General features: G+C 34.0%; 21 protein-coding genes and 1 pseudogene. 5 read left to right on the plus strand and 17 right to left on the minus strand.

The genetic code is table 11. The features are described 5' to 3' along the window. Positions 1-211: 211 nt before the first annotated feature. On the minus strand, positions 212-1,072 hold the full coding sequence (locus AC1M36_RS00805; RefSeq protein ID WP_336451251.1) for a DegV family protein: 861 nt from the start codon (positions 1,070-1,072) through the stop codon (positions 212-214). Between the two features lie 268 nt (positions 1,073-1,340). Between AC1M36_RS00805 and AC1M36_RS00810 the strand changes: the two genes are divergently transcribed. After that, entirely contained in the window at positions 1,341-1,772 is a 432-nt protein-coding gene (locus tag AC1M36_RS00810) for a GNAT family N-acetyltransferase (RefSeq protein WP_336451252.1), read from the plus strand. 77 nt (positions 1,773-1,849) lie between these two features. Here AC1M36_RS00810 and AC1M36_RS00815 read toward each other — a convergent pair whose 3' ends face one another. From AC1M36_RS00815 to AC1M36_RS00825, 3 genes are read right to left on the minus strand one after another with little or no spacing between them, the layout of a single operon-like run. After that, on the minus strand, positions 1,850-2,128 hold the full coding sequence (locus AC1M36_RS00815; protein WP_336451253.1) for a hypothetical protein: 279 nt from the start codon (positions 2,126-2,128) through the stop codon (positions 1,850-1,852). A gap of 42 nt (positions 2,129-2,170) precedes the next feature. Then, the gene (locus AC1M36_RS00820) at positions 2,171-2,398 is read right to left on the minus strand and encodes an alpha/beta fold hydrolase (RefSeq protein WP_479845501.1); all 228 of its coding nucleotides are present in this window, start codon (positions 2,396-2,398) and stop codon (positions 2,171-2,173) included. Position 2,399: 1 nt separating this feature from the next. Then, a complete protein-coding gene (locus AC1M36_RS00825) occupies positions 2,400-3,026 on the minus strand; it encodes an alpha/beta fold hydrolase (RefSeq protein ID WP_479845502.1) in 627 nt (208 codons plus the stop codon). A gap of 286 nt (positions 3,027-3,312) precedes the next feature. On the opposite strand from AC1M36_RS00825, the gene AC1M36_RS00830 reads away from it, so the two are divergent. Beyond that, positions 3,313-3,633 carry a hypothetical protein gene (locus AC1M36_RS00830; protein WP_336451255.1) on the plus strand — a complete coding sequence of 107 codons (321 nt, stop codon included), beginning with the start codon at positions 3,313-3,315 and terminating at the stop codon, positions 3,631-3,633. A 57-nt stretch (positions 3,634-3,690) separates the two neighbouring features. Here AC1M36_RS00830 and AC1M36_RS00835 read toward each other — a convergent pair whose 3' ends face one another. The 5 genes and pseudogenes from AC1M36_RS00835 to AC1M36_RS00855 form a co-directional block, all read right to left on the minus strand. Beyond that, entirely contained in the window at positions 3,691-5,226 is a 1,536-nt protein-coding gene (locus AC1M36_RS00835) for an MDR family MFS transporter (protein WP_336451256.1), read from the minus strand. A 23-nt stretch (positions 5,227-5,249) separates the two neighbouring features. Next, complete coding sequence (locus AC1M36_RS00840; protein ID WP_431613010.1) at positions 5,250-5,957, minus strand: cytoplasmic protein; 708 nt, start codon at positions 5,955-5,957, stop codon at positions 5,250-5,252. A 24-nt stretch (positions 5,958-5,981) separates the two neighbouring features. Next, positions 5,982-6,692, minus strand: coding sequence for a polymer-forming cytoskeletal protein (locus AC1M36_RS00845; protein WP_336451258.1), 711 nt, complete (start codon positions 6,690-6,692; stop codon positions 5,982-5,984). A 12-nt stretch (positions 6,693-6,704) separates the two neighbouring features. After that, a pseudogene (locus AC1M36_RS00850) lies at positions 6,705-7,328 on the minus strand (YhbD family protein). 153 nt (positions 7,329-7,481) lie between these two features. After that, entirely contained in the window at positions 7,482-9,272 is a 1,791-nt protein-coding gene (locus AC1M36_RS00855; RefSeq protein ID WP_431613011.1) for an SgrR family transcriptional regulator, read from the minus strand. Between the two features lie 48 nt (positions 9,273-9,320). Here AC1M36_RS00855 and AC1M36_RS00860 point away from each other — a divergent pair, with 48 nt between their 5' ends. Continuing rightward, positions 9,321-10,526 (plus strand): MDR family MFS transporter, encoded by a 1,206-nt coding sequence (locus AC1M36_RS00860; protein ID WP_479845503.1) that lies wholly within the window; start codon positions 9,321-9,323, stop codon positions 10,524-10,526. A gap of 27 nt (positions 10,527-10,553) precedes the next feature. On the opposite strand, the gene AC1M36_RS00865 is transcribed toward AC1M36_RS00860, so the two are convergent. From AC1M36_RS00865 to AC1M36_RS00875, 3 genes are all read right to left on the minus strand, one after another. Then, positions 10,554-11,237, minus strand: coding sequence for a YjgB family protein (locus AC1M36_RS00865; RefSeq protein ID WP_479845597.1), 684 nt, complete (start codon positions 11,235-11,237; stop codon positions 10,554-10,556). Positions 11,238-11,462: 225 nt separating this feature from the next. After that, a complete protein-coding gene (locus AC1M36_RS00870) occupies positions 11,463-11,858 on the minus strand; it encodes a hypothetical protein (RefSeq protein WP_017151969.1) in 396 nt (131 codons plus the stop codon). A 95-nt stretch (positions 11,859-11,953) separates the two neighbouring features. Further along, entirely contained in the window at positions 11,954-12,202 is a 249-nt protein-coding gene (locus AC1M36_RS00875) for a GlsB/YeaQ/YmgE family stress response membrane protein (RefSeq protein ID WP_336451262.1), read from the minus strand. A 338-nt stretch (positions 12,203-12,540) separates the two neighbouring features. Here AC1M36_RS00875 and AC1M36_RS00880 point away from each other — a divergent pair, with 338 nt between their 5' ends. After that, positions 12,541-13,029, plus strand: coding sequence for a DinB family protein (locus tag AC1M36_RS00880; protein WP_479845504.1), 489 nt, complete (start codon positions 12,541-12,543; stop codon positions 13,027-13,029). 109 nt (positions 13,030-13,138) lie between these two features. On the opposite strand, the gene AC1M36_RS00885 is transcribed toward AC1M36_RS00880, so the two are convergent. The 4 genes from AC1M36_RS00885 to AC1M36_RS00900 all read right to left on the minus strand — a co-directional run bounded on the left by AC1M36_RS00885 (position 13,139) and on the right by AC1M36_RS00900 (position 15,952). Continuing rightward, positions 13,139-14,104: a nucleoside hydrolase gene (locus AC1M36_RS00885; protein WP_336451264.1), complete on the minus strand. Its 966-nt coding sequence runs from the start codon at positions 14,102-14,104 to the stop codon at positions 13,139-13,141. A 75-nt stretch (positions 14,105-14,179) separates the two neighbouring features. After that, a complete protein-coding gene (locus AC1M36_RS00890; protein ID WP_336451265.1) occupies positions 14,180-14,368 on the minus strand; it encodes a YvzF family protein in 189 nt (62 codons plus the stop codon). A 68-nt stretch (positions 14,369-14,436) separates the two neighbouring features. Further along, positions 14,437-15,222 (minus strand): class I SAM-dependent methyltransferase, encoded by a 786-nt coding sequence (locus AC1M36_RS00895; RefSeq protein WP_336451266.1) that lies wholly within the window; start codon positions 15,220-15,222, stop codon positions 14,437-14,439. Positions 15,223-15,364: 142 nt separating this feature from the next. Continuing rightward, on the minus strand, positions 15,365-15,952 hold the full coding sequence (locus tag AC1M36_RS00900) for a hypothetical protein (protein WP_479845505.1): 588 nt from the start codon (positions 15,950-15,952) through the stop codon (positions 15,365-15,367). A gap of 231 nt (positions 15,953-16,183) precedes the next feature. Here AC1M36_RS00900 and AC1M36_RS00905 point away from each other — a divergent pair, with 231 nt between their 5' ends. Continuing rightward, a complete protein-coding gene (locus tag AC1M36_RS00905) occupies positions 16,184-17,386 on the plus strand; it encodes an MFS transporter (protein WP_336451268.1) in 1,203 nt (400 codons plus the stop codon). A gap of 32 nt (positions 17,387-17,418) precedes the next feature. Here the strand turns inward: AC1M36_RS00905 and pduL are convergent, their stop codons facing one another. Beyond that, positions 17,419-17,988, minus strand: a complete 570-nt coding sequence (gene pduL, locus AC1M36_RS00910) for a phosphate propanoyltransferase (RefSeq protein WP_336451269.1) — start codon at positions 17,986-17,988, stop codon at positions 17,419-17,421. Between the last annotated feature and the right edge of the window lie 54 nt (positions 17,989-18,042).

The following is an 18,042-nucleotide window of genomic DNA, read 5'->3' on the forward strand; positions in this document are numbered from 1 at the left end:
CTTTTCATCTAGCAATGAATCCTATCATCTTATCCTTCTCTATTTCATAAAGTGAAACTTTAATCAGCCCTCACCAATCGGGCCTTTACGGGCAGTTTATCTTCCACCTAACTTCTTTTCTCCCGCCGAATTTTGAGATGGGAGTATTACTGCCCTAAAGTAGCGGGATAAAAATGGTATAACAAAAAGGATTGATCAAAAGATCAATCCTTTACTCTACTTCATTTAAGAAAAACAATGTTAAAACACCTGGCCCTGTATGTGCCCCGATTGCTGCTCCAATTGTATTGACAATAAATACTTCACAACCAAATTTTTCAGTAATTAATGCTTTTAATGCATTCGCAGTTTCTAAATCATCACCATGTGTGATTCCGATTGTTTGTCCCTTCAGTTCTTTACCGCGTTCTTCCATGATATCAACAATTCGGCCTAAAACTTTCTTTCTACCTCTTATTTTTTCAAGTGGTACAAGCTTTCCTTCTTCTACATTTAATATCGGTTTAATGTTTAATAAACCCCCAATAAATCCAGCTACTTTACTTAAGCGACCACCTCTTACAAGATACTGCAGGTCAGCTACAGTAAAGATATGCTCCATATGTTTTGTTAGAAAAGCAATTCGGTTCAAAATTTCTTCTTTTGATGCGCCCTCTTTCGCCATTTTTGCAGCTTCTATTACTACAAGCCCTTGCCCAAGTGAAGCACATTTTGTATCAATAATTTCTAAATCTAAATCTGCATATGTTTCTTTCACTTCTTCTTTAATAACTACTGAAGATTGATATGTACCTGAAAGTTCAGAGGAAAAAGCTAAATATATACAAGGTGTACCTAGCTTTGCATATGTAACAAATTTTTCTTGAAATGTTTCTAGTGAAGGTAGCGATGTTTTATACACTTCGCCTTCTCTCATCTTTTGCAACAAGTGAGTTGATTCTAATGTTACTCCGTCTAAATACTCTGCTTCTGCTTCATCATATACACGGAGTGGAATTAAATCTATATCGTAAGCTTGCAGCAATTCTTTTGGTAAATCGGCCGCACTATCCGTAATGATTTTAACGCTCATTTTTAAACCTCTATTCTATTATAAGTATACTAATATAAGAACAATTACCTTTAAATTATATACGTAAAACAGGAATGAAGAAAGAGAAAGTGTTATTAAAGTATTCTATATTCTATATTCTATGCTCGAAATGTTCAGAAATTAACCTCATTATTAAAATGATTTTTTATAACAGGAATATTGATTCAAATGAAACACCGAATTTTCATTACAATTCATTTTCTTCTATATATAATAAACATATCAGAAAGTTAAGGGGGCTTAAGTTATGGGAATTAAATTCGCTACATCAGAAGACTTAGAATGGATTAATAATCAATATGTGTCAGTGGGATTTGTTCCAAGTGATTTAAAACAAGATAAAGTCGCAATTATCACATACAACGGTGAGAATGTAGGATTAGGACGTTTAGTATATATTGACCAGAATACGATAGAAATGGGCGGTATTTACATACTTCCCGAATACAGAGGTAATAAATTAGCCGGAGATCTCGTCTCTTTTTTAGTACAAGAAGCCAAACAATCAAACGCATCTCATGTCTATTGTATCCCTTTTGAGGAACTTGCCACTTTTTATAAAAAATATGGTTATAAAGAAGTTGATACAGATCAAGAACCTGTTCATCCTACTATCATGGCGAAATATAAATGGTGTTTGCAAGAATATGATAAAAATGTTTTATTGTTTGCATTATAAAATTTAAATCAGTTACGACTGACAGAAGTCCCCTCCCTGACACTTGCTTGAGGAAGGAGACTTCTGTTCGAGTGCTGTTAAAGTGTATTATATTTTTTCACTTGTAACGGAATGGTAACTACATATAAATCAACAGCATAATAAGTAATCCAAATCCCTTTGCCTTCCGCATCAAGCTTTGATTGAAAAAATTGTTCTGAAACTTTTCTTTTCCCCCACTTTTTAGGAAACCATTGAAATACTTTCGGAACATTATATTTCTTGTTGGACCATACCTTTAATCTCCAAAGAACGACAATAACTGCAATAAAGATGATAAGATTAACAAAATCAGAATAGGAAATTTTCAAAAACATATCTTTCTACCTTTTTATTCTTTTTTTATAAATATAACATAATTAAATCATCAACTCTTTCTTCCCTCTAATAAAGTTAAATGCCACGTTACACATCTTTTCTGGTTGTTCCACAACTGTCCAATGACCACATTCCTCAATTTCTACTAATTGTATGTGTGGTATATGTTCTGAAAATAACTCTTTAATAATAGAGGGCGTTAAAATATCGTGACTCCCTTGCGCAATAAGGATAGGAATGTTTGAAAGATGATGTAAATCTCCAGTCACATCATAGTTGTTTTCCCATATCTTTTCCGATTGTTTTATTTACTTCGCTGCTAAATGTGATTTTTTCTTTACGTTTTAAAGTTTCTTGAGAGAAAACATAATAGGGGTCTAGTATATGAAGAATATCATATATTGAAGATTCTCCAATTTTAAGTTGCTCCTCCAATTCGGAAAGTTTACGTTGATCATCCTCGGTTAGTCTCTTCTCCAGTTCTTTACTAAACCTTTCTAATCCCTTAACAGTAACACCTATTGCAGCTGTTAACAGTATTTTATTCACTCTCTCTGGGTATGTAGTTGCGTAAAGTAAAGCAAGCATAGATCCCCATGATTCTCCGAATAAGTTCATTTTCTCAAAACCGAATTTTATGCGCAGTGCCTCTAAATTTTCCACTTCATTTTTCATAGAGTATTGGTTATTTTCCGATAGATCTGATTTCCCGCAACCTCTTTGATCATAGAAGACTAGCTGAAACTCTTTTGATAACGGAATCATATGCGGAAGAAAAAAGCGGTGTTCACTTCCTGGTCCTCCGTGGAGAAATACGATTGGCTCTCCTTCACCTATAAGATTAACATACAATTGATAATCGTTGATTTTAATAAAACTAACACTTTTTGTATCCATAATGCCCCCTATATTCTTACTTTATATTTCATTTCTTCTTTTTTATAAAAATCCCCTTTTCAACAGGTTTATAAAGTAAAACTTTAAGCAGTGGGGATCTTAACTACACGTTAATAAAATTATTATTTTTAGAGATAATTCAAAGTTTGATTAGCCTGTTATGGTAAAGTTAAATTTCATTCCCCATCAATTTTAATTTAATAAAGGAAACAATTTCATGTTTCCACTAAAAAACGTTATAATAAACTGTAGCCTCTACGATTACGTTATAAAGGAGAATGAAACAATGGCTAAAATTAAAGTATATCAAGCAAAAGAAGAACACATGGAAACAGTAAAAGACATTATTGACGTTCAAGAAGAAAACCCAACTGCTGAACATTTACAAATTCTATACACATGTGTATTAGATACAGAGGATATGGCATTGCCTGAATCATATATGGAAGAAGATATTTTAATTGATTCTATTGAAGTAATGGTAAATGTTTCTCAAAATAAATTAAGAGATCTAGGTCCATACGATGTAATTGAAGTACAAAACAAAGGTAAAAAAACTCAAATTTTATTATTAGCAGACGAAGAATACGAAGTAATCGAAGGTTAATTTATAACGTTACATACGAAAAACTCCTTTCTAATCTAGAAAGGAGTTTTTCATTTTCTATGCTTTTGATGTCTCTGCTTTTATCTTTTCTTGTTGTTTCTGGTATACCATTCGTTCATTCCCCATAAAGAAAATAAATACGAATGCTAGGCCGGCTGGAACTAATGCCCACATAAATATCTGAACGATAGAACTAGAAAGGGCTTCAATAATTTTATCTAATATTTGCGGCGGAATTTGAGATCTTGCACCTTCTGAAAGAATCGCTCTTGAATCCCCTAGCACGTTGCTACCCACTCCGCTTCCCATTCCTTTAAACACTTCTTCTAATTTGTCTTGAAAACTTGTTCTTTGAATCATACCAAAGATTGTAATTCCAAGCGTCATCCCTAGTGAACGAACAAAGTTACTCGTTGAAGTTGCTGATCCTCGTTGATTCATACCAAAGTTATGGATTGCAGCCATACTTAATACCGAGAATGAGAAACCTACGCCAAAACCGATAATAATCATATAAATTGTTAACCATACACGGCTTGTTTCCGGTGTTAATGTACTTAATAAGAACAATCCACCTAACATAATAACAGCTGAGATAATCATGATATTACGATAGCTTAACTTTGATGTTAAAAATCCACCTAAATGCGCTGTAACGACTGATCCTAACATCATTGGTAATAGTAATAAACCGGAATTGGTTGCGGACCCGCCATATACGCCTTGAATAAATAAAGGAATATAGACAGTTGCTGACATGAAAGCAGCCCCGTAAAATAACGCGATAATTGTACTCATCCCAAATAAACGCTGTTTAAACATTTCAAACGATATGATAGGTTCTGCCACTTTTCTTTCAATAAAAATAAATATAATCATTAAAATAGCAAATGCTGCAAATAAACTTAAAATAAAAGTAGAATCCCATTCATACTTCTGTCCACCAAGTTCTAATGCAAACATTAAGCAGACGACTGCACCAACTAATGTAATTGCACCAAACCAATCAATCTTTTGTTTTTGGTGAACGCGTGATTCTTTATAGAAGAATACAATAAAAATAAGTGATAGAATGCCTAATGGTAAGTTAATGTAAAACACCCAGTGCCAACTAATATAATCTGTAATATATGCACCAAGTAACGGTCCGAAAATGCTAGATAACCCAAACACTGCACCAAATAATCCACCCATTTTCCCGCGCTTTTCGGGTGGGAAAATATCAAATACTATTGTAAATGCAATCGGAACAAGCGCTCCTCCGCCAATACCTTGAATCGCACGATAAATACCTAACTGCGTAATATTTTCTGCTGTACCACAGAGTGCCGAACCAATCATAAAAACAATTAAACCGAAAATAAAAAACCTCTTTCTACCATACATATCTGATAGCTTTCCGAAAATCGGCATCCCTGCCATTTCTGCTACCATATAGGCGGATACGACCCAGACAAAGTTTTCTAATCCACCTAAATCACCAACGATTGTCCCCATCGCTGTCACAACAATGGTATTATCCATTGATGCCATTAAAATCCCTAGTAATAAACCGGCAACTACAAAACCGAGTTTACTGTTCTTTGCAACCATATTTCTTGCTCTCCCTCTTACACCTATATTTGTTTATGTTCTTTTACAACGGATCTTCCTTTTTGATTAAAACTCGTATGATATTCTACAACACTGATTTCACAGCCAGGGCCAATTGTAACGTTGTTTCCTCTTACTATTTCAGCTACTGTGTGTTCTAAATAAATGTCATCCCCTTCAATAATTGATGTTTGAAGGTTACCAGTATGACTAGTGAAAGGAATAAATCTAGCTTTTTTTCGTACGGTAATCTTTTTTCCACCAATTTCTCTTACTTTACTTCCTTCATAACGCAAAATGATATTAATATTTTCAGCATTTAAAAGCCCTTCATTTTCAAGACCACCAACTAATAAAAGCTCTTCTACTTCAATATCTTCTTTTACTGTAAGACCTCCTTTAATATCTACAAAGTTTCCAGATAGCTTGCCATTCACTTCAAGCATCCCTCGAATTTTTGTTTTGTTTATATGACAATCACGCTGAACTTGTGTATTACCATACACTTTCAAATACTCCGCATGTAAACTCCCTTGTACTTCACTATCCCCATATACAATATACGACTTTGCTGTCATATCACCTCGAACATCACTCGTTCCATATGCCTTAAATTCATTACAGCTCACATCATTTGAAATTGTTCCTTCGCCTCGAATTTTCACCTTATTGTATGCTCCACCAGATGAACTACCAGACCCATTCAAAGTGAGACTATTTTGCTTTTCCATTGCCATTCCTCTCTCCATAAGAAATTAAACTTGCTGAATTTCTTTTACTTTCGCATTTTTATCCACATGAAGAACTCCTGTATATTCAATCAGTCCAATCTCGCAATTTGGCCCTACCGTAACATTGTTCCCTCTTACGGTTTGAATTTGTACGTAATCAATATCAATATTGTCACCTTCTAACAATTCAGCTTCTAAATGCGATCCAAATACCGTTTGAAAAAGTCTACTAAATGCTGTCGCTCTATGCCTTACTTTAATTGTTTGACCACCTATTTCTTTTGCTCTACATGTACCGTGAATATCGATGTCAATTTCATCTGCACTTAGTAAGCCACCGACTGTGAACTGTCCTTCTGACGAAAAGATATCTACTTCGCAATTACCGTCAATCGTCGCTTGCCCACAGATTTTAAGCTCTTCACCTTTCAAAGTACCACCAATTGTTCCTTTACCAGCAATTTTTAAATTGTTAGCCTTTACATCTTTTGTAATCGTTGCTTTTCCATCGATTCGCATGTTTTCAGTATCTACTTTCCCATCAACTTTGCCAGAACCGCTAATTCTTGTACGTTCACTTTTCAAATCACCATTCACATTACCTGACCCGTTGCATTCAAAATCATCGCAATCTATATTTCCATTAACAGTCCCTTTTCCATTTAACTGTACTTTATGAAACTCCCCACCATTAGAAGAACCGTAACCATTTATAATTAATTTTTCTGATCGCATCATTTTCCCCCACTACAATAGTTTTGATTTTAACGCTTCTGTATATTGCATGATTGCTAAACGTACCACTATCTTCGTTCCTTTTTCAAACAGTAAATCATCTACATTTGAAATTAAGAAACATGTAGAAACACCCAGCTTCCGAACCACAACTAATTCGCTATTCTTTTGTTTCATGATTTCATAATGTTCGTGAAGTACTTACAGTATCATCTTGCCTTCTTCCAAGCTAATTTCTCCAGATTGAAGCAATTCCTCTAAAATAAATACATAAAGAATATCAGCAAACTGAAATTCTGCCTGTTTATTCATTTGTTCTATAAAAAATTGTACAACCGGTTCTGAAGCAATACCCTTTCGGATGATGTCTTCTTTCATGAAAGAAATCTCAGATACACTTGGTGAAAACATATTTGCTAGTTCATCAAGCGATAGGTCTTCTTTCATCGTTTGAATTTTATCAATACGCTCTAATATCTTTTCTTTCGGAAAAAATGTTTCTTGCCCTGTAAAAGTCGATTTCCTGATAAACCAATCTTCTGGTATTAAATTCTTTCGTTTCCACCTATATAGTTGCCCGTATGAAATACCAGTCAGTTCCAATAAATCTTTTTTTGAAATTAAATCTGTACTCAACTGTATAACACTCCTTCCTGATAACAACATAACACTGTTACATTGTAAATGAGCGTTTATAAAAACATGCGTAACAATGTTCAAAACCAACCTTTTATTCCATACAAAAAGGCCCTTTCGTACTCCATTTAATACCGAAAGAACCTTTATATATCAATGTTTAAACCATATATGATAAAAATCAATCCAGCCCTGAGAATTAATCATTATATTTTGTACTTTTTCATGTGTACTTATGTGCTGTTTATTACGATATAAAGGAATAATATGAATGTTACGTAACAATGTGTCCTCCACATCGCGTAACAGTGTAATTCGTTTTTCTAAATTAAGTTCAATAAAATATGAATGGAATTGTTCATTCCAATCAAAAGAGCTATGTTGATTTATAAAACTATTTTTCGCAAGAAACATTTGTAAAAAGCTTAGTTCTATTTGCTCACTAATTGTAGCACTATCATGAATCATATCTGCTTGTTCAATTGTTTCTACTTGTAATAATTCCTGCGCATCGAGAAAATGTATTTCAATCGTTATTCCGTACTTTGCACATTCTGTTTGAATCCATTTAGAATCTTCCACATGATCTTGTTCTTTAAACGTATACAAGTATAATACTTCGCCATTATATTTGCTCTTTTGTAGCAGATTATTCATATCCTCTTTTATTCTCCAAACAGTGCGATTTCCTAACAACAATTCATCTGCGACCTCACCGCGTTCTCCCCCTAACTCGTCTATCATTTTGTTACTATGAATCATTTTATATAATGCTTGCCTGAATGTGATATCTTGTAAAGGCCCTTGTTTTTTAGTATTTAACGTAACATATGTTACGTTGGATTCCATTTTAGAAAGTTCTTTATGAGGGCTCTCTATCCCTTTATGCTCGGATTTCATCGAAACGTCATATTCATCCATACTTCTCGGTACATTCCAAAGTTCAATTCGATCAAGAAAGGGGCGTTCACGAAAGTATAAATTATGTGCTTCTAATACAAAGATAGAATCGTTATTTTCTCGTAGTTTAAATGGCCCCGTTCCACTTAAATTTCCTTCCTCATCTTCCGTTACAATAGAACACTGTTCTGTACCTAAAATATGTAATAATAACTTATTTTCTGTATGCAAGTAAATCTCCACAATATATTCGTTTACAATATGGATTTTTTCAACATGTTGCAACATCCACAAATACGGATTATCTTTCTTATTCAGAAACCTATTCAATGTATATGCAACGTCATCAGCAATAAATCGTTTACCATTATGAAACTGTACACCTTTACGTAAATAAAAAGTCCACACTTTTTGATCGTTATTATATTCCCAGTGAAACGCAAGTCTCGGTTCTATTACGTTTGTACTCTCGTTCACATATACAAGCGTGTCATATATATGTTTCACCATATGACATTCGGAACGCATTGTAGCATATACAGGATCCAAAAAAATCTTCGGCCTCATTTCAACTTGTAAACGAAGTACATCTTGTCTACCTTGAGTAGTCATTTCAATTTGATAACCAAATATTGAATTTATCCAAGTTTGGAATTGTTTTTGCAACGATGGAAAATACACAATATATTGTTCAACAAATGCTTTTCCACCCCTTACATCTCCTTGTTTGGTTATTTCTTTCCCATGTTCTAAAATTAAGAAAGCTGGATTCTTTTGAAATGATACCTTTGACCGATTCCCTCTCCCGCGTCCTGGAAACCAACAAACCCAACCTAGCTCTTCTAATTTTTTAATAATAAATTTACTATTACGATCGGTACAAAATAACATTTCCGATATGTTTTGTAGTGATATTTCTATTTTTTCTTCCCCTGTTCTCCCTTTTCCATACTGGAGCCACAGCTGTATATATTGCTCCAAAATAACCATACTTTTCCCCCTAAAAGATGAAAATTTTCCCTCTTTTATTCTACCCTTTTTCATTTTTCACTTCCATCTTAAGATTTCAATATAGAAAGGAGGAAATGAAAAATGAAAGTTCTTATAAAACGCTATAGCAAACCAATTTGGATTCGACTACTAGGTGAATTGTTAACAAGAACGACTGAGGCGATGTTAGCGATAATTTTTATTGTACATGTCAATAAAGCTTTAGAAGGAAATGTCGTCCTGACGATGCTTCTCTTTGGCTTGCAACCTCTTTCTGATATTGTGTTCACAATCATTGCTGGAGGTGTGACAGATAAATACGGCAGAAAGAAAATTATGTTACTTGGATTATTCGTACAGGCAATTGCAATCGGCGGATTTGTTTTTGCTACATCAGTCCCTTTCTTTGCTTTGTTATATGTAATGAATGGTGTTGGCCGCTCCTTATATATTCCTGCTCAGCGTGCTCAAATTGCAGACTTAACTGCACCAGAACAACAAGCGGAAATATTTGCTGTTCTTCAATCAGTAGGAGCAATCGGAGCTGTAATTGGTCCGTTCATTAGTGCCTTTTTTTATAATAGTCATCCTGAATACTTATTTATGATTCAAGCTATGACTCTCCTGCTATATGCCATTCTCGTATGGACGCAGCTTCCCGAAACAGCGCCAATCATTCAAACAGCTCAAAAATCAACACAAGTCACAACAAAGAAAGAATTTATTTTTAAGCATTATGTCGTATTTGGACTTATGATATCTACTCTTCCGATTAGCTTTTTCTATGCGCAAACTGAAACGAATTATCGCGTATTTGCAGAGAATATCTTTCCAAATTTCTTATTCGTTCTCGCATTCATTTCAACTTGTAGAGCAATTATGGAAATCATACTACAAGTTGGTCTTGTCAAATGGTCTGAACGATTTTCAATGCCCAAAATTATCGTGATTTCATATTTTTTCTATACATTGGCTGCCATTGGTTATGGCTATTCCACAACATTATGGTCACTCTTCTTTACACTGCTTTTCCTTACAATTGGTGAAAGCATTGCTTTAAATCATCTACTCCGATTTGTTTCGGGAATCGCACCGAGTCATATGCGTGGATTATATTTTTCTATTTACGGGATACACTGGGACATTTCTCGAACATGCGGTCCGGTTATTGGAGCAATGATATTAGGTCATGTAAATGGCAGTACCCTATTTTATATTTGTGCCTGCTTATTAATAATCGGTGGAATCATTCAAACCTATTTTGTTTCTTCCGTAGAGAGTAACAAAGCAAAAGAGCTGTCCTTATAAAAGAACAGCTCTTTTTTCTTCCCTTTACTAGCCTGCCATATTATTAATACTATCTTCTGGAGAAAATACAGAAATATGATCGACTTTTCCAGTAGAATTTGGAATTACAAATTTCAATTCAAATTGGCCATTCGCTTTATAAATATATATTTTGTCATTCCCATTTACCTTAACTGAAATAGGTTTCCCTAAAACTTTTTCGATGTCTTGTAAAGTAAGTGTGTGAAGCTCTGAATGATTGGAACGAATGTCAAAAATTTGAGATCCTTTATTAAATCCAATAACAACATTTTTATTCGTAAAAGTTGCATACATACCTTTCCCTGCTGGCTCAGTTTTATCAGCTTTCCCCCATACCTTTTCAACTTCTTCAATATCTCCTGTATGTGCAGCAAATGTAACATTCGGTACTTTTCCTTGTTTTGCTTGTTCTAATATATTCTTAATTCGATTACTTTTTTTAGGGTCTATAGATGAATTTGACGGATTTTGTGGCTTTGGTTTGGGATCTGTTGTTTCCGATTTATCTGAAGGTGGTTTTTCATTCTTCTTTTCAGTTGACTGATCAGCAAAAGAATCTGATTTCACTTCAGAATTCTTCTCAGGTGTTTGTGTAGTTAGTCTCTGTTCATCTGAACTCTTACAAGCTGTTAGAGTTAACAATGTCAAACTAAAAAACAATATGAGTATTCTTTTACAACTTTTCATGATTTCAACCTCCTACCTTATCGTATTCACCCTTACATCCAATCCATTACACTCAAGTTAATATCATCATATAACAGTTTCCTAAACAATCTCATCAAAAATACGCTGTATTGTAATAAGCAAAAAATGGTTTTATATTGAAGGAAGTATAAAAATAGGAAACAGATTTGTTGAATTCATTCTAAATAAAAAAACTGCCCTATTTATAGGGCAGCGCCAAATATGTAATTACACTTCAATACTCTTTCCATCTTCAACGATATGGTAAAGTAAGTGAGCTAAATGATGAATCGGACCATATTCTTCCTCTTCTTCATCTGTTTCACCTTGGAATTCAAGGTCATTTAAGTAAAGTGCTAAAAATTGATAGAATAATTTTAAATCAAATCCGTAGCAAGCACTTGGTTCTTCGTGATCTCCCTCATATTGCAACATTAAGTATTGTTCGTTTCCTTCTGCATCTTCTGCATCAAAGAATACAAAGAAACCGACATTTGTATCTAAATCAAATAAATGACGAGTACCATTCTCTGTTGCTTTATTAAAATCCTCTTCACTTAACTTATGTACTGTTGTTGCTTTTGCATTGTCTTCTTGATGAAAGTTTACTGTAAATGATTTCAATGCTGACACCTCCTGATTGTATAACAGTAGCATAACAGATTAGAACACATAATACAAAAATGGATTGCCTACTATTGTAGGCAATCCATCTCATTTCACTTTCGGATCGCGCGAAGTAATAAGCTTACAATAAAAATTAAAACAATGGCACCTATTAATGCCGGAATAATTGCATATCCTCCGATAACCGGTCCAAACGTCCCCAATAACCATGTTCCAAGCCAAGAACCAATAATCCCAGCGATAATATTTCCAATTACACCACCAGGTATATCTTTACCAACGATTAAACTTGCTAGCCATCCTAAAATACCTCCGACAATTAAAGACCATATAAATGCCATATTATTTTACCTCCTTAATTTTACAAAACAAAAATAATGACAAAAAATTATTGCTTACCATTAGTTATGCTACTTTTTTATTGAGTTATACTATCAACTTGTGGATAGTAGAAGTACGATTATACCGAACGATTTAAAGTGACACTTCCATCGCCAACAGCCCTTTTTTTAGAGAAATCATCCATATCTTTATTCTTTGATCTAATTATTCAAAACTGAGTTTAGGGGGCATGTAAAATCCCACTCTAAAGGTACCTACAAAACGAATAAATATTTTGATATGTTTCTTAAAATTCAGTAAACTGAAAAATGAGTATATGAACAGGGGGGAACATAACTTGAATAATGTCGATTTGTTATTATTAAACCTATCAGAAGTAAGAAGACGAAGCATAAAAGTTTGGACAACTATTCCTGAGGAGAGATTAGATTGGAGACCAGATTCTGAGGCATTGAGTTGTAAAGAGACGATAAGGCATGTTTTAGAAGCTGAATATCTTTATCTACAAATATTAAGAAATCAAGATAATGTCCAAAATATAACATCACCTTTTGAAGCAAAAGTATTTACATCTGTTAAAGACGAGCTCCATTTTGCACAACCATACCATGAACTGTTTATTGATTTTGTCAGATCTTTATCAAATGAAGAATTAGAAAATATAAAAATAGATCGTTCAAACCTAACTGAACTTGGCTACACGGGCTATATTCGTTCTTTAGGTGACATGCTACTACGAATCGCGTATCATGAAGGTGTTCATACAGGACAAATATTAGATTATATGAGAACGATGCAGATAGACCGACCGGATATTTGGGACTAAAGTCCTTGATATTTACATATTTAAGGGAATAATTCTCTTTTAATTAAGCATACTATTGTATTTTCTAACACAGATTGTTCTTGCTTCTTCACGTATTCATATATACCATCTAAGAACAATCTGGTTTCAACATTGTTCTCATAAATTCTCTTTTAAACGCTTGATAATTAAAATCAACAGCAATTCTTTGTACAGGTCTATTATCAAATCTTTTCAGTTCAGCAATCTCTCTAAAATCAGCTACACTTTGCCCTCTTGTTTCATCATTTGTTGTACTTATCCATATAGCAGACTTTTTATATTCAAAGATATTATCATTGATTAATGAAATGAATGGTAATAGATCATGAATCGGACTTCCACCAATTCCAGGGTATTCTTTTTTATAAAAGTTTTCATAATAAAAATCAATCATTGGCTTAATTAGTTTTGCTTGCCCTGTTCCTTTTTGATGAATAACGTTTACCATTTGAGGAGTAATAAGTGCTCGCTGCGTTACGTTTAACGGATAAACACTAACATTCTTGGCATATTTCATGACAATATTAGTAGCCATTGGGTCTCCATAAAAGTTAGCTTCTGAAACAGGAGTAACATTACCTGGAAATAAAAATGCACCGCCCATTATATAATAAGAGCATACTTGGTCCATTACATCTGGATACAAAAGAAATAGTGTCGCAAGTGAAGTTAAACGTCCTGTCGCCACAATAATAATATCTTCTGGACATTGTTCAATAAGCTTAATGACTTCGCAAAAGTTTTCTCTTTCCGGCCCTCTCATTTTCGCTGGAATAATTGATCCCAAACCGTGATCTCCATGGATTTCTGGAAAAAACAAAGGATCTTCCGCCGTCATCGGCCGACTTGCTCCTTTTATTATTTTTACCTTCGTAGCATAGTAGTTCTCTAAAAAATAAACATTTTCGGTTACAATCTCTCTTGAAATGTTACCATAATCGGCCACAACCCCAAGGATATCAATATTACATGTTTTATCAGCATAAATTAAAGCAACTGCATCATCGATACCAAAATCTCCAAAAAAGATTATTTTTTTATTAACGCCTCTCACCCTCCTCACCATATTCTACTATTATTATTATGTAGAAAAGACAAGGCGGTGAAACAGTTTAAAAGAAAAAACCACCTATTTATTGGTGGTTCCCAGCTTTTTATATGATAAATATGCTAACACATTCTTACTGTTTTCATACTTCGGGTTATTTCCTTTTCTCGGCTCCCTCGTATGTGTTTTTTCAAATCCAGTAATTTCAGGCATGTTCTCCAAAAAATCAACAATCTCTTTTTCAGTTCCCTCAATACGTACACGAATCATTATGACTACTCCTCAATCCTATTTTCTCTATAACAAGTATAACGTACTCGGGAAAGACTGCAAGATAATTATCTTTTTAAAGTTGCACTTTTCTGGCAAACAAAGAGTGCCATCTCAGTATAGAACGATTCAACTTTATTATTTTCAACATGTATTTTGAAAAACTCCTTCATTTCATTGGAGGTTTTCATCATGCAATCTGTTAACTTTGAACGGATTTCCTGTGGTACATCCATCATATTGCACCACCAATCAAAATCAAATTGTTTCTCAAATGTGAGGCATGATTGCATTTGCAAACCATTTTTCTCTAATAATGAAATCCATTCTGTTTTTTTCAGCGCGCGCCTATGGCTCGGATCTCGCTTTTTCTCAATAAAGTTATAAAATGTATCGTATTCATTATTTTCAGGAGCAACATTGTCAATTAATATAAATAACCCATTTTCTTCTAACGTGCGATGTACTTCAAAAATAAATTGTGAAGGATTTGAGAAATGATGCGCTGCAATACGACACACAATTGTATCAAACGATTCATTAGAAAATGGTAAATCCTCTGCATTTCCTATAACAAATGAAACATGATCATGTCCATTAGCATGAATGAATTTTTTTGCTTTTTCCAACATTTTTTCCGTTAAATCAAGAGCGACTACGCTTTTGAATAATGGCGCTAGCGTATTCGCTACATGCCCACCACCTGTAGCAATATCAAGAAGACGAGTATTTTTACGATTTTTTACTTGCTGAACTAAATATTGCAAATCTGATCCTTTTGCATGAATTTGACTTTTGACATACTTTTCAGCGTTACTACCAAACTGAGTCTTTACAAGTTCTTCATTACTCATTCTGGATCATCTTCTTTCTACATATATTTACATATTCTTTTCAGCAAGAATACGCAAATCTCCTCTTTTAACTAGACTTTGAAAAAAGTCTCTTATCTCTATGTGTAAACAACAATGTAATTCCTCTCTATTCCTTTTTTACTCAATGAACTAATAGCTCTATTTCTTTCTGACTTTCCTCTCGCTTCATATATTCACGTACATTCGTACTATATGCTTGTACGATTAAGGACAGTGACAATACGAATAGTTTCTTTAACACATTCTCTTCATACTCATCAATCCAATCCTTTGCCTCTACACAATGATTCAAAATCGATGTATAGAAACTCGCAAATTCAATTTCTGTTTTATCCACTCCTATTTCTCTTAGCAATTCTTTACATAATAACGAGCGCTTCTTAATAAAACGCGGAAAGTAATACGCATAAATCATTTCACGGCACTTTTCTCTAATCATTTCTTCAAATTTTATATGATATATTTCAATTCCTACATAGAATGTTCCTCTCATTCCCCCACTATACCCTCGTAAAAAATCTTCAATTGTATGATACGTATAATCTTCGTGTGTTTGATTCATATGTACCAAAACACCACTAGCATTCACAATATATTTAGGAACTGCTATGTAATAATAAACCACCCAAAAACAAAGTTTTTCTAGTATTTCCTCTTCTTGTTCCTGTAAAAATTGGTCAAGCAGTTTCTTGAAAAATTGTTGTACCATCAACTCGCCTCCCCTCATATATTTTAAATTTATCCTCGTCTACTTTCCAATGTGTAAAATTTGTTTTTAGCCCTACAAAAACAAATTTTTATCTAAATCAAAAAGATTGAACTTTGATTATCAAACACGTAATATAGACTCTGGCTCTAAAAAATAATGATTAACATATAGGAATGAAAAGGAGGATTTATATACGATTTTTTCTATTTTAAAAGACTGTGAGGTTTTGTTATGTGGCGTAATAGAAATGTCTGGATTGTTCTAATCGGTGAATTTATTGCCGGACTCGGTTTATGGCTAGGGATTCTTGGCAATCTAGAATTTATGCAGAAATATGTTCCTTCTGATTTTATGAAATCAGTCATTTTATTTATTGGGTTATTAGCCGGTGTTTTAGTTGGTCCTATGGCGGGACGAGTAATTGATCAATATGAAAAAAAGAAAGTTCTCCTTTACGCAGGCTTTGGCCGCGTTATCAGTGTGATTTTTATGTTTTTCGCTATTCAATATGAGAGTATTGCCTTTATGATTGTTTTTATGATCGCCATTCAAATTTCGGCAGCTTTTTATTTCCCTGCTTTGCAGTCTGTTATTCCGCTTATCGTTCGTGAGCATGAATTATTACAGATGAACGGTGTACATATGAATATCGGAACGATTGCTCGTATTGCTGGAACCTCCCTAGGCGGTGTTCTTCTGGTCGTAATGAGCTTACAGTATATGTATGCATTTTCAATGGCTGCCTACTCTTTATTATTCCTTTCGACCTTTTTCCTACAATTCGAGGATCGAAAATCTAATATATCAAGTAAAAAGGCAGCGAAAGATAATAGTTTTATAGAAGTATTTCGTATTTTAAAAGGGATTCCAGTCGCATTCCGTGCACTTATTTTAAGTATTATCCCCCTTTTATTTATCGCGGGTTTCAATTTAATGGTAATTAATATTAGCGAAATGCAACATGATCCAACAATTAAAGGGTTTATTTATACAATTGAAGGTATAGCTTTTATGTTAGGTGCTTTCGTAATCAAGCGTTTATCTGATTATTTTTCACCTGAAAAATTGCTTTATTTCTTTGCATTCTGTACTGCTGTTGCACACCTCTCACTATTCTTTAGTGATGTGAAATGGATGGCGCTTGTATCATTTGGCCTGTTTGGATTTAGTGTTGGCTGTTTCTTCCCTATTATGTCGACAATTTTCCAAACAAAAGTTGAAAAAAGTTATCATGGGCGTCTTTTCTCATTCCGCAATATGTTTGAAAGGGTTATGTTCCAAATTGTCTTACTTGGAACAGGCTTCTTCTTAGATACAATTGGATTACAGTATATGGTGCTTATTTTCGGTGTTATTTCATTATTTATTATTTTTATGTCCTTATCAAAACAGAAGCAGACGAATAAAAATACTTCCCAAGTATCAAACATGTAAAATCCATCTCAATTTTGAGATGGATTTTACCTTTATTGTAAGAGTTGACCTAAGTCCCCGGTTATTACATTCCCGCTATTGGCTTCATCCGTATCAATATGCATATCTAATGCGTACGTATCTTTTACACGAATTAATACTCGATTAAAAACTAATCCTCTGTCTCCTTCTACTTTAACACTTACATACTGTCCATCTTTCACTTGAAATTTCTCAGCATCTTGAGACGTCATATGGATATGACGTTCAGCAATAATTACACCTTTTTCAATTTTTAAAGATCCCTTTGGACCAATAAGAGTAATCCCTGGTGTTCCGTCAATATTGCCTGATGCCCGAATCGGAGCATCCACCCCTAATTTGCGTGCATCTGTTTTTGAAATTTCAACCTGCGTAAATTTCCGAATAGGACCAAGGATACGAACCTTTGAAATTTCTGCTTTGTCAGTCTTAATGGTTACTGTTTCTTTTGCTGCAAACTCTCCTGGTTGTGAAAGTTCTTTTGCAACCGCTAGCTCATATCCTTCCCCAAAAAGTTTTTCTAAATCTTCGTTTGTCAGATGGATATGCCGATTTGATACACCAATTGGAATTTGTTTCACCTAAAACACCTCTTCATTATGTAATAGTATTCCTAATCTTTAGCTTTCCCTTCT

It is taken from the genome of Bacillus sp. Medicinal_06, from assembly GCF_056711665.1.